The following is a 13691-nucleotide window of genomic DNA, read 5'->3' as shown; positions in this document are numbered from 1 at the left end:
GTTATTTTCTATTCAAATTCTTCTTCATCGCCTTCGGGATCAAACGGCGGATCGTCGGGCATCACCCGGCTGTGCTCGGACAGATCCCGGAACTGGACACTGTAAAGATCGCCGCGCCGGTCTTTGAGCGGCATGACGGTACCTGAGTGCCGTGATCGCCGGAGCACTTCGGTGTCGATGTCGGCCAGTACCACCATCTCGGTATTCTCATCCGAAAGAGCCGCAATGCCATCGCGGCTGAATGGAAAGTCGGACGGAGTGAAAATGGCTGACTGCGCATATTGAATCGCCATGTTTTCAACAGAAGGGATGTTGCCGGTGGTTCCCGCCATGGCGACGTAAATCTGGTTTTCGATGGCACGCGCCTGGGCACAGGTGCGCACGCGGGTAAATCCGTGGCGCTCATCGGTACAGAAAGGCACAAAAAGGATGTTGGCTCCGTTGTCGACGGCATATCGTGCCATTTCCGGAAATTCGACATCATAGCAGATGTTGATGGCGATCTTGCCCCGGTCGGTGTCGAATACCTTCGGGATGGAACCGGGCTGCACTCCCCACCAGAGACTTTCATCGGGTGTGATGTGAATTTTGTATTGCTTCTCGTATGTGCCGTCGCGCCGGAACAGATAGGATACATTGAACACGTTGTCCTTTTCCAGGGTAAAATGCGACCCGCCGATGATGTTGATATTGTAGCTCAGGGCCATGTCCTGGAAAAACTCGATGTACCTGTCGGTGTAGGTGGTCAGCTCGCGGGCGGCAAGTCCGGGCCGCTTCTCTTCGTGGAAACTGAGCAGCTGCGTGGTCAGCAGCTCGGGAAACAGCACAAAATCGGATTTGTAATCCGAGGCGACATCCACAAAATACTCTACGTGTGTGGCGAATTCATCGAAACTGGAGATTTTTCGCATCTGGTACTGCACACAGCAAAGCCGAACGGGCATTGATGTGATGCGCTGTTTAGGCTCCTGGGCCTGATATTCGAAGTTGGTCCACTCCAGAAGCGCGGCATATCCGCACGAATCGGTGTCTTCTTCCAGATAGTCCCGGATGATCCGCTTAACCACAAAGTCGTTTTGAAGCTGAAAGGTCAGTACCGGATCGTAAAGTTTTTTGTTCATCACAGACCGGACATAAGTGTAAATGTCCATTTTGTCCTGATGTTTATGGTAGTTGGGCAGCCGTCCGCCCACCAGGATCCGGCGCAGATTCAGGCGCCGGCACAGCTCCATCCGCTCTTCGTAAATTCTGCGCCCGATTTTCATGTCGCGGTATTCGGGGTCGACCATAACCTCTATTCCGTAGAGTGTGTCGCCCTCGGGGTCGTGATTCCGGATGAATCCGTCGTCTGCGATCTCTTCCCAGGTGTGGTCCGCTGAGTACTCGTCAAGGTCAAGAATCAGGCTGTTGCTGCATCCGATCAGCTTGCCGTCGAAGAAAACCCCCATCTGCCCGTCATTAAAATGCTTGAGCTGGGACCGGAAGTGCCTGTATTCGTAAGGCTCCATGTCGGGAAAGCATTTGAGCTGCAGCGCTTTGACGGACTTGTAATCTTTAAGTGAAAGCGGGCGTATCTCAAGACTGGGATTGCTGTGATCTGATGGCATATGGAAAAGTGTAATAGTAGTGGTTAGGGTGACACCGCTCTGCGGAACGGACTTAAGTTATTAAACCGATCGAATGGAAACAAAAACGCATCACAAATTCGATTCATTGCGGAAATTCAATTTGTAACGCAGCCGGAAAGCAAGCAAACGAGGCTGTCACAGGGGAAACGGCTGCGCCGCATATAACGGCAGGATTAACGGCTCATTTCACCAGCGTCATCTTAATGGCCTGAGACCGGCCTTCGGCCCGTAAAACGACGATATAGACTCCGCTTCCCAGTCTGCCGGCATTAAACTCGACCAGATTGATCTGCCGGTCGGCTTCTCCGTCGAAGATGGTGGCGATACGCCGTCCCAGCACGTCGTAAACGGAAAGTTCGGCCGGTCCTTCCTCCGTCATGTAGAACTCGATCATTGTGCTGCTGCTGAACGGATTGGGGAAGTTCTGATACAGTTTGGCGCGCTCCGGCTCATCACGTTCGCGGCGATATTCCCCCGGGCGGCTGACCCTTATGTCCGGAAGCTCACGAGCAGCGGCCACCTGGCTGCGCAGGTCATCAACATCTTCCCCCCAGGCATAAACAAATCCGACCGTTATCCGGCCAAAAGGACCCACAGTGAACGGACCGGTTCCGGTCACGATGGAAATATCCGTGTCTTCGATGGTCGTGCGTTCGGTGCCCGCAGTGAGTGAGAGCCGTTTTTCTGCATCTGTAAAACCGTCATAATTGGCCTCGGCTTCCCGGTAATAGATGCCGAAGCGCAGGCTGTCTTCGCGGGAACCGGCCTCGGGCAATGACATGGGCGAGGTGTTGTCGATGGCAAAGGCGCTGGATACCGCACCAAGCTGAGCCGCCGTGACATAGGGCGGACCTGCCGGGTCATAGGCATAAATGAGACTGTCTTCCTCGATGAAGCCGGTCCGGTCGGTGTCTGCCTCACGGATATCCCAGTCGTTGAACAGCCCGACATGCATGTTGTGATAGGTGTTCATGCTGCGGTTGGTAATTTCATAGGTGACCAGGAACGACTGGTCAAGCGGTTCCGCCGCAAATGCATAGGTTTTCATCCTGACCGAAAGCGCGTCGGCAACAGGGTGTTCCGTTGAGCGGAATTCGGCAAGGCCGTCGAGGTCGGAAACACTGCCCGGGGCCGTAAAACGGAGATTTTTTTCCGGAAGGAAGTGGCGTGTGATTTCGGTGGAGTCACGAACCTGGTTGACAGTAACCGGGATGTGCGGTCCGGCATTCTCACGTTCAAGCTCTGCGGAAATCATCAATCCGCCCTCGAACAGCACATTATCGTACTCGTCGGGGATGAAACCGACACCGCCGCGCGCCGACAGCGCATCCATGTATCCGATGGTTCCGTCGGATGAGACCGAGGCCGTGATGGTATTGATGTCAAGCACATCAAACAGAAGCCGTTCGTATTCCAGCATGGCAAAATCGTCATAGTCCAGCGCCGGGTCTTCCATGTCGATCCGGAAAAGGGGGATTTCATCGAGACGATAGTCATCGGATATGGTGATCTCGAACGTGAGGGAAAGGGTGTCGCCGGTTTTGGCCTGTCCGGTGGACTGACTTTCCGGTTGCAGCTCCAGACCGTCCTGCTGCGGGGTGATGCGGACGTCAATGCCGCCGCTGCTCTCGCCGAAATTTACGGCCTGAAGTGTCAGAAACCCGCTTTCGCCGGCATTGAGCTTGTCACCGTCCGGGGATTCAAAAGCAAAATCAACAAACCGCAGGCCGGGTTTCATGTTTTCCAGCGCTGCCTGAGCATCGATCAGTCCGCGGCCAAGCCGGTGCTCGTATTTTTCCTCGGGATTGGTCTGCCTGATGGAGCGGGCATTGGTACGGATCTGTGATGCGATGCGCTGCGGGGACCAGTCGGGATTTCCGGCCTTGATCAGCGCCGCAAGTCCGCTCACCACCGGTGCGGCCATGGATGTTCCTGTATTGCGCTGATACGTGGCGTTCCAGCTCACTTCTTCGGAATCGTACTCGAAAAAAGTGCTCAAAAGCGCCTCGCCCATCGCAAATACATCCACATAAAACCCGTAATTGGAAAAGTGGGAAATGACATCGTCATACTGGCGCCGGACGGATCCCACCGTCAGAACGTCATCAAAAGCGGCAGGGTAGAAGAGCACATCTTCTCCGTTGTTTCCGGCAGCTGCCACAACAAGCGAGCCCGATGCGGTGGCAAATTCGACCACATCCCGCCCGAATTCGGAATAGCTGGTACCGCCGAAACTGCAGTTGATGATGTCGGCTTCGTTCACTGCGGCATAAAGGATGCCATGATAACCGAAGGCGATGTTGCGGGGATAGTCTCTGGTGCCGCCTGTCTTGACCGGCATGAAGGTGGCGTTGAATCCGGTGCCGGCAACACCTATGCCGTTGTCGGTGTCCGCCGCGGCGGTTCCTGCGACATGGGTGCCGTGTGTGGAGTAATTTCCGACCGGATCGGCATTCTGTTCGGGCTCCTCGCCGATAAACACATCGCCGCTTTCCCAGAAATTCCAGCCTATGGTGTCATTTTCGATGGTCCAGCGGAAAAACTCATCGGCCCGACCGGGTTCCGGGTTGCGCCAAAGTTTATTTCTCAGGTCGGGATGGTCATAAAAAACGCCGCTGTCGACAATGGAGATGACCACATCGGATGATCCCTGACTCAGGGCCCAGGCACCGAAAAAACTCTGATAGCCGAAATAGTCGTGACCTTCATCGCCGATTCTCGGGTCATCGGGGATGTATTCAGTCACGGTTTCCCGGATCTGTCCGGCCGATTCGGACATGTTCCCGGTGGTTTCATGTACGAAATGCGGCTCGGCATAGACCACGCCGGGCAGCCGGCTCAGCTCTTCGGCCAGTGTCATCGGGTCTTCATCCGAGGCATAGCTGATCATGTAGGTGCGTTCCAGGCCCTCGGCCAGCTCCCGGAGACGATCCGGTTGGGATCCGGCCCGCTTCAGACGTCCCAGTCCGTCGGATGCATTCCTGCGGAAGACCGTCTGCATGTCACGCATTCCGTATTCTTCCATATATACTGAAAGCATGGGCTCCGGACCGTCAGCAGCTGCCGCAATCCATCCGGACCGACCATTATCCGGTATTTTGGAATGGCGCGTGTCCCGTTTCTGCATTTCCTGAAAAAAAGTCTGCTCATCCTCCATCTTGACGATCAGCCGGCCGGGCAGATACTCCCGGTCGCCGCCGGTATGGGCTTCTGCAGCCGTAATGCCGGCGAACAGCAGCAGCTGAGCCGAGAAGGCGATGATTAGCGCACAGAAAGTGGGACGAGGCCGGCAGTGATTCATAAAAGACACGGTATTGAGGTATCAATAAAACAACCCGTATTTGGGAACAGAGCGTTCATTCGATATATTTGTGAGGTCAGGGATGAAATCCACACCTTCAGGCAGCCTTAATCCATGAAGATATCCTTAAATTTACGACTCTTTATCATTTTTTTGCCATTATTGATGCTTCTCAGTATGCCTATGAGTTCAGAATCCAGAGACGGGGACGATCCAGGCACTTTTGCCCGGACGATGTATGACGATTATGAAGCCTATCGCGAACCCTCGCTGAATCACCGCAGATTCAAACACGATGATATCATGCCGCTTGTCAAAAAATTCGGTGAGCATCCGGATATCGATCTCATTCATGAGGGGGAGTCTGCCGAAGGCCGCGATATTTATCGGCTGAAAATGGGCTCGGGTGACACATCGGTGCTGTTGTGGTCGCAGATGCACGGCAACGAGCCCACCGCAACCATGGCGCTGTTCGATTTGTTTCATTTTTTCACGGCAGACGATGTACATAACGATCTTCGCAGCGAAATCCTGGAGAACATCACCATCCATGCCATTCCCATGCTGAATCCCGACGGAGCCCAGCGCTACCAGCGCCGCACGGCATTCGGCATCGATATGAACCGCGATGCGCTCCAGCTTCAGTCGCCGGGGTCGCAGATTCTGAAGCGGGTCCGGGATGATCTTGACGCCGATTTCGGGTTCAATCTGCACGACCAGAGCATCAGATACTCGGCCGGTGATACGCCCAACAGCACCATTATCGCCTTTCTGGCTCCGGCCTACGATGAAGAGCGCAGCATCAATCCCGTCAGGGAGCGCAGCATGAAACTGATCGCACGGCTTGACGAGATGCTGCAGGATTTCATACCCGGACATGTGGCGACGTTTTCAGACACCTTTGAGCCGCGGGCGTTCGGCGATAACATCCAGAAGTGGGGGACCAGCACGATACTGGTTGAAAGCGGCGGAATGAAAGGCGATCCCGAAAAGCAGTACATACGCAAACTGAACTATCTGCTTCTGCTGGAGTCGTTCCGCTCCATTGCCGGTACCACCTACGAATCTCACACTGTCGAGCAGTACGAGGATATCCCGCCCAACCGGTTTCGCCTGCACAGCGCCATCTTCCGGAATGTGACCATGCCGTTCAAAGAGCACGAATTTGAGCTTGATCTGGCTGTCAACCGCTCCGAAGTCAACATCAACGGAGCCACCGATTTTTACAAACGGGGCACGATCAGTGAAGTCGGGGACTTGTCCACCTTTGACGGCTATGAGGAGTTTGACGCTTCCGGACTCCGGGTGGATTCGGGCAAGGTGTATCCCGATACCTTTGCCACCGAAGATGATCTGGCGGCGGTCGATCCGGTGTCGCTCATGCGGGATGGATACACGGCTGTCAGGGTGGAAGAGCTCCCGGAAGGGCGCCACACGGATTTCCCGCTCAACCTGATTGGTCCGCGCGGACGGCAGCCTGCAGGACCAAAAATGGGACGGGTTGCCAATCTGGCGCTTTATCGCGGCGATGAAGTGGCCTATGTGGTTATCAACGGCTTTGTGGTGGATGTCATGGAGCCGGTTCCGGATGTCGGCAATGCCCTGATTTTCCGCTAATTCAAATCAGAAATCATGAACTCCTTTATATATCCGCTCTGCATTGCCGTTGCTTTAGCCATGCCGGTGATGATGATGGCCTGCCATCCGGCTGATGGCAGCGAAGATGCAAAGGGCGCCAACGGTGAAGATGCGCCGAAGTCACTCACGGAGCTCGAGGAGCACATCCGCACCCTCATCAGCAGCTCCGAAGGAACCTACGGCGTTGCATTCATCGACGTCGATGAGCCCGATTCGGCAGTTTTTGTGAATGCCGACGAGTGGTTTCATGCGGCGAGCACCATGAAGACACCGGTCATGATCGAAGTCTACCGTCAGGCAATGGACGGCCGTTTTGATCTCGATGACACGCTTCCCGTCAAGAACGAATTTGTCAGCATAGCCGATGGCAGCACCTATGAGCTGAGCATCGACCGCGACGGTGGCGATGCCCTGTATGAGCACCTGGGTTCGGAAATGGCCATTCGAGAACTGGTCTATTCCATGATCGTGCGAAGCGGAAACCTGGCCACAAACCTGGTCATCGAACATGTCAATGCCGACAGTGTCAACCGCACGATGCAAAAAATCGGTGCTGACGGCATCCGCGTGCTTCGCGGTGTGGAAGATATGCCCGCATTTGAGGCCGGAATGAACAATGAGACCACAGCCCGCGGCATGGCTGTAATGTACCAGCGTCTTGCCGAAGGTGCCATTCTTGATGAAGACGCCCGGGAGGAAGTGATCTCCATTCTCAAAGATCAGCACTACCGCAACATGATCCCCGCCGGACTGCCCGATGAGGTGGAAGTAGCGCACAAAACGGGTTCGATCACCGGAATCACGCACGATTCGGGGATTGTTTTCCTTCCGGACGGACGCCGTTACGTGCTGGTCGTTCTGTCCAAGGATTTGCCGGAACACGCAGTCGGGCATCAGACAGGGGCTGAAATTTCGCGCAAGGTGTATAACTACATGACATCACGAACATCCGGAAAGGCGGATCGCGGGACGGCATCGAAACCCATTGCCGGTGACCCGCTGAAGGGACGCATCGTGGCGGTGGACCCGGGACATGGCGGGACAGCTGACTATGACGACTACCGGGTTGGTCCAGCCGGTGAGCGGGAGGAGTGGATCAATCTCCGCGTGGCCCTCAAGCTGCAGGAAATGCTTGAAGAGCGGGAAGCAAAAGTACTGATGACCCGCACTGAGGATGTTGAGGTGGAACTTGAGGACCGCGCCCGGCTGGCTGTTGAAAATGATGCCGACGTTTTCCTGTCGGTGCATCACAACGCCACTGCCGATCCGGAAGTCAACTTTCCGATCGTCTATTTCCACGGCAACGCCAGTGAAAACCGGGCCTCGGTCGAGCTGGCCGAAATCATGGGAAAGCAGATGAACAGGCACCTTTTCGGCGGTGAAGCCCCGGTAAGCGTCGTCTCCGACCACACCATCTTTCCGTCAGCAGGAACCAATGTGCTTCGAAACTCCTACGGCATTCCCGGCGTCATTGTCGAAGCCTCCTTTTTCACCAATCCGGAAGAAGAACAGCGCCTCAAAGATCCCGGTTACAACCGGCTCGAGGCCGAGGGCTATGTACGGGCACTGGAGGAGTATTTCAGCCGGCGGCGACCCGAAATCCTGGAAAAAAACAGCAAAGTCAGTGTTCCGGAGTTTGAGGTTTTTCAGGAAGCGGACCGTATGGATGAGGTCGCTCTCAAATGGAAAGAGGATTATCGCGAGGGGCTCCGGCTGATGGAGCATGACGCAGGGTTTGAAGACGCCCTTGAACTGCTTACCCGCTCAGCCCGTTCCTTTCCGGACTCCTGGGTGGCCGGGAAAGCACATGCCGCCCGGGCCGATATTAAAGAACGCCTGGGAGAAAATGAAGAGGCTGAAACAATACGACTGCGAGTAAGCGAGTTTTACATTAAACCCTCAGTTAAATAAGCCCGTTTTTTTGTACTTTTAGAATTCATTACTTACCATTTAACCAACTATTTATGAGTAAACGATTTGCGCTTTGGGGCGGACTTGTTGTCGGACTTGCTGCCGTTACACTGGTGATGTTCCGGATGGCCGATGATGAATCTGCAGCGCCTGAAACCACTGCTGCGGGTGCCGGCAATTCGGTAAACGAAGAAATTCTTGAACCGCGTCAGGATGACTGGATCAAGGGCAATCCCGACGCCGGTGTGATTGTTGTCAAATACAGCGATTTTCAGTGTCCGGCTTGCCGGTTCTACGCTTCCATGGACGACCGGCTGAGTGAAGAGCTTGGCGATGATGTGCTGTTTGTCTACCGACATTTCCCGCTCAGGAACTTCGAGCACTCCCGTCTTGCTTCGCGCTATGCCGAGGCCGCCGGACGTCAGGATGCTTTCTGGGAAATGCATGACCTGATTTATATCAATCAGCAGCAGTGGTCACGGGGTGACGCAGAATCCATTTTCCGGCAGTTTGCCGATTCCATTGAACTGGATATGGATCAGCTGGATGAAGACCTCCAGGATCCCGAACTCTCCGATCGTATCGAGGCGGATTACGAAGACGGTCAGGAACTGGGCGTCCGCTCTGTACCCTCTCTGTTCATTAACGGCGAAGCTGTCGAGAATCCCCGTTCGCTGGATGATTACCGGGATCTGATCATTTCATACCAGTAGTATTATGAGCAAAGATTCCGTGTTCTATATGGTGATTGCATTTGTAGTGATTGCAATTGTCGGCTTTGCCGATGCGGTTTATCTCACAGCTTCACATTATTTGGGCGGAGTGCCTACCTGCACGGTGATTGAGGGCTGTGATGAAGTGGCCCTCAGCGAATACGCAACAATCGGTCCGGTTCCCGTCGCACTGATGGGCGTGCTGTTTTACACACTCATGCTTGTAGCCGGTGTCGCCTGGCTGGATATACGCAAGGCAGCCGTATTCTACTATTTGCCATTCGTAACGGTTCCCGCCTTTTTCTTTTCCCTGTGGCTGGTCTACCTCATGTTTTTTGTCATCGAAGCATTGTGCATCTTCTGCCTTGTTTCGGCCGGGACCACCACCCTGCTGATGATCCTGTCCTTTTTCCTGCATGCCAGGGCAAAAGCGGAAACGGTCTGACCCGAAAGCAAAAACCGCTGGCTTAAGGTGATTATGATGCGTATATTATGCACTTGTCAACCATACAGGTTGGGGGTGCTTGTACGCACGAGCTGAGATCATACCCCGATCACCTGAACCGGATAATACCGGCGTAGGGAAACCTGACCGATTGCAGCTTTTTTTTAACTACAGTCTGTCATCGGAAAGCAGCTCTCCTGTTGTACAGCGCCTTCAAATTGAAGAATCATCCGAAAAATTTGGAGGAGCTATGAAGTCATTCATTACGATTTTCTTCACTTTTGTACTTGTCGCGGGATCTTCCGCATCGTTTGCACAAAGTATCACCGGAACCGTTCGCGATGCCCAGACCCGTGAACCGCTGCCGGGTGCCGCCATCATTCAAAGCCAGACGGATCACGGAACCACATCCGGCAGTCAGGGCGAATTTGAACTCGAGCTCAGAGAAGACGGAGCCGGCACAATTGAAATCCGCTACGTTGGCTATGAAGCGGCTCAGGTTCAGGTGAACTGGTCCGGCAAGCGTGAAAAAAACATCAGCCTGGTACCGGCAACCATCATCAGTGACGAAGTTCTGGTCGAAGCATTCCGGGTCGATGAACGTGCGCCGGTTACCTATTCCAACGTCAGCCGCGAAGAGATCCGGGAACGAAATCTCGGTCAGGATGTCCCTGTTCTGCTGGAAATGAGTCCGTCTGTGATCAGCTCGTCGGATGCCGGGGCAGGTATTGGTTACACAGGTCTGCGGATTCGCGGCGTGGATCCGCAACGAATTAACGTTACCGTCAACGGTATTCCGTTGAATGACTCCGAGTCCCACGGCGTCTTCTGGGTCAACATGCCCGATTTCGCATCATCGGTAGAGCAGATCCAGATCCAGCGCGGAGTCGGAACGTCGGCACACGGACCCGCCGCATTCGGGGCCACGGTGAACCTTCAGACCACCACGCTGCAGTCCGATCCCTACGGAGAAATCAACAGCAGTGCCGGCTCGTTCAATACGTTCAAGAACAACATCCGCACGGGTACCGGACTGATGAGCAATGGCTGGGCCTTTGATGGACGTCTGTCCTCCATCCGGTCCGACGGATATATTGACCGCGCATCTTCCGACCTTCGCTCGTTTTTCCTGTCCGGCACCAGGCACACCGATCAAAGCCTGCTCAAACTGAACGTTTTCTCCGGTCAGGAAGAGACCTATCAGGCCTGGTACGGTGTTCATGAAGACCAGCTTGACGAAAACCGCAGGTTCAATCCGGCCGGAATGTACACCGGGCCGGACGGGGAGACACGTTTCTATGACGATCAGACCGACAACTACACCCAGACGCATTACCAGCTTCATTATTCACGCAAAATCTCGGACCGCTTATCCGGCAACCTTTCCCTTCATTACACCCGCGGTGCCGGATATTATGAGGAATTCCGGGAGGGCGACGCTTTGACGAGTTACGGTTTCCAGCCGGTTTCGATCGGGCAGGAAACGGTAGAGAATACGGACCTGGTGCGGCAGCGCTGGCTTGACAACCATTTCGCGGGTGCGACGTTTTCGGTGGATTACAAGGGTGGAGAGAACTGGCAGCTCACCTTTGGCGGCGGACTGAACCACTATGACGGGGATCACTTCGGGAAAATCGTGTGGACAAGAGTGGCGAGTCCGGCAGAACTGGGTGATCGCTATTATGACAACAAAGGAGAAAAAACGGACGGAAACCTGTATGCCAAAGCGATGATTGACCTTACCGAAAGGCTGAGCGCTTTTGGTGACATTCAGGTCCGGGGCATCCGGTACACGCTCGATGGTATCAACAATGACCAGCGTATCCTGGACGAGACTCATGATTTTCTGTTTGTCAATCCGAAAGGCGGGATCACCTATGATCTCGGTGAGATTGGCCGCGTGTACGGATATTTCGGAATTTCGAGCAAGGAGCCGGTCCGTCGTGATTTCACGGATGCCACGGAAAACTATCAGCCCCGTTTTGAGACGTTGTACAATACAGAAGCCGGCTACCGGGGAGGATGGGACCGGCTGCAGTTCGGGCTTAATGCGTTTTTCATGTGGTATGACAATCAGCTGATCAATACCGGCGATATCAACGACGTCGGGGACCCGGTCCGGACCAATGTTCCCGAAAGTTACCGCGCAGGTGTCGAGCTGGAGGCGGCATTCCGCATCAGCCGGTCGCTTCAGTGGAACGGGAATGTGACGCTGAGCCGGAACCGGATTCCGGAGTTTGTCGAACGGATCGACCGTTTTGATGAAAACTGGGTGTTTGTCGGCCAGGATGAAATTCGCCACGAGAATACCGACATTGCGTTTTCACCCGCAGTTGTATCTGCGTCACAGTTGAGCTGGCAGCAGGGCAGTGCCGGCATCGACTGGTACTCGCGGTATGTCGGACGGCAGTATCTGGACAACACATCCTACAGCGGCCGTTCTATTGATCCCTGGTGGGTCAACGACATCCGGCTTTCATGGGAATGGGGCGGACTTCAGACGGTTCGCAGCGTGCGGTTCCAGCTGATGGTCAATAATATCCTGGATCATACCTACGAATCCAACGGCTATACCTTTGGCTATTTTGCGGGTGAAGACGAGTTCCGCGAGAATTATTACTTCCCGCAGGCCGGGCGCCACATTCTTGGCGGAGTTACGGTTACGTTTTAGGGCAGAATCATAAACGGAAACATCAACGACTTAAAAAATCTGCCGCAAGTTTCCTATATTGGTACGTTTCAGCAACAAAATTGCGAACACTGATGCAGGAAACTGAGCTCTATACGGTTTTTCAGACGCTTGGGATTTCGCTGCTTCTCGGTCTTCTGGTCGGGATGCAGCGGGAGCTCCAGGACACCCGTATAGCCGGTTTCCGGACATTTGCTATTGTTACGCTTTTCGGGACCATCAGTGCCTATCTTGCAGAGGCGTACTCACCGCTTATTCTTGGATTCGGCCTGCTCGGAGTGATCACCATCATCGTGGTCGGCAACGTCATGAAGATGAAAAGCGGCAGTACGGAATTTGGCATGACCACTGAAATTTCCCTGCTGCTGATGTTTGGTGTCGGGGCCTATCTGACCATGGGACCCTGGATTATCGGGGCTGCCATTGCCGGCAGCACGGCCATACTTCTTCAGATCAAACCTCAGCTCAGAGGAGCGCTGGCGCGTCTTGATGAGAAAGATATCAAGGCGATCATGCAGTTTGTGCTGATCACATTTATTATACTGCCGATACTGCCCAATCAGACCTTCGGACCGTTCGAGGTGTTTAATCCCCAGCGGACATGGCTGCTTGTCGTGCTGATCACGGGAATCAGCCTTGGTGGGTATCTGGTGTACAAATTCATGGGTGATCGTGCCGGGACCGCACTGGGCGGAATGCTCGGCGGGATCATCTCGAGTACGGCAACCACGGTCAGTTACTCGAAAATCACGGCAAGAGCACCGACAGGCGCACTGCATGCCGCTGTGGTGATCATTATTGCATCGGCCATGGTCTATCCCCGCATCGCCATTGAAATTCTTGTCATGGCACCCGATTATTTCTATCAGATGATCTGGCCGGTTGCGATTATGTTCGTGGTATCGGTGGGGGTGTCATGGTTTGCATACCGGCAGGTGAAAAAAAGCTCACACAGCATGCCCGAACAGCGCAACCCCAGTGAGCTGAGCACCGCTCTTACGTTCGGGGCAGTTTACGTAACTATTCTTTTTGTAATAACAGCCACAACCGAATATCTTGGATCTGAAGCACTTTATCTCGTCGCCGGTATATCCGGACTTGCGGATATGGATGCCATTACACTTTCGGTGTCTCAGAAAGTTCAGAATCAGACTATTGAGGTTTCCCTGGGGTGGAAGCTGATCCTTACCGCATTGATTTCAAATACGATTTTCAAATTTGCGATTATTCGGTTGATAGGCGGAAAAACGATTGCCGGGCACGTGTTGCCGGCATTCAGTGTTGTTGCGGTAGCGGCGTTGCTTCTGATACTTTTCGCCTGATCTTTCTGCTCCGGATACTGGCGGCCGGTGATTCATGATGCCGC

8 protein-coding genes and 1 riboswitch are annotated in these 13691 nt (G+C 54.1%); of the genes, 6 read left to right on the top strand and 2 right to left on the bottom strand.

Annotation, left to right across the window (positions count from 1 at the left end; genetic code table 11):
* Positions 1–8: 8 nt before the first annotated feature.
* Together NATSA_RS12380 and NATSA_RS12375 are read right to left on the bottom strand one after the other, a co-directional pair.
* Positions 9–1607 (bottom strand): bifunctional GNAT family N-acetyltransferase/carbon-nitrogen hydrolase family protein, encoded by a 1599-nt coding sequence (locus NATSA_RS12380; RefSeq protein WP_210512915.1) that lies wholly within the window; start codon positions 1605–1607, stop codon positions 9–11.
* 202 nt (positions 1608–1809) lie between these two features.
* Positions 1810–4929: a S8 family peptidase gene (locus NATSA_RS12375; protein ID WP_210512914.1), complete on the bottom strand. Its 3120-nt coding sequence runs from the start codon at positions 4927–4929 to the stop codon at positions 1810–1812.
* Positions 4930–5112: 183 nt separating this feature from the next.
* On the opposite strand from NATSA_RS12375, the gene NATSA_RS12370 reads away from it, so the two are divergent.
* From NATSA_RS12370 to NATSA_RS12345, 6 genes are all read left to right on the top strand, one after another.
* Entirely contained in the window at positions 5113–6546 is a 1434-nt protein-coding gene (locus tag NATSA_RS12370) for a M14 family zinc carboxypeptidase (protein WP_210512913.1), read from the top strand.
* 15 nt (positions 6547–6561) lie between these two features.
* Positions 6562–8478 carry a serine hydrolase gene (locus tag NATSA_RS12365; protein ID WP_210512912.1) on the top strand — a complete coding sequence of 639 codons (1917 nt, stop codon included), beginning with the start codon at positions 6562–6564 and terminating at the stop codon, positions 8476–8478.
* 53 nt (positions 8479–8531) lie between these two features.
* The gene (locus NATSA_RS12360) at positions 8532–9191 is read left to right on the top strand and encodes a DsbA family protein (RefSeq protein ID WP_210512911.1); all 660 of its coding nucleotides are present in this window, start codon (positions 8532–8534) and stop codon (positions 9189–9191) included.
* Positions 9192–9195: 4 nt separating this feature from the next.
* On the top strand, positions 9196–9636 hold the full coding sequence (locus tag NATSA_RS12355) for a vitamin K epoxide reductase family protein (RefSeq protein ID WP_210512910.1): 441 nt from the start codon (positions 9196–9198) through the stop codon (positions 9634–9636).
* Positions 9637–9697: 61 nt separating this feature from the next.
* A riboswitch (TPP riboswitch) is annotated at positions 9698–9793 on the top strand.
* A 93-nt stretch (positions 9794–9886) separates the two neighbouring features.
* Complete coding sequence (locus NATSA_RS12350) at positions 9887–12307, top strand: TonB-dependent receptor (protein WP_210512909.1); 2421 nt, start codon at positions 9887–9889, stop codon at positions 12305–12307.
* Between the two features lie 92 nt (positions 12308–12399).
* Positions 12400–13647 (top strand): MgtC/SapB family protein, encoded by a 1248-nt coding sequence (locus tag NATSA_RS12345; protein ID WP_210512908.1) that lies wholly within the window; start codon positions 12400–12402, stop codon positions 13645–13647.
* Positions 13648–13691: the final 44 nt, after the last annotated feature.

This window comes from Natronogracilivirga saccharolytica (assembly GCF_017921895.1).
Classification (GTDB): Bacteria; Bacteroidota; Rhodothermia; order Balneolales; family Natronogracilivirgulaceae; genus Natronogracilivirga; species Natronogracilivirga saccharolytica.
This window is presented reverse-complemented; position numbering and strand designations above follow the sequence as displayed.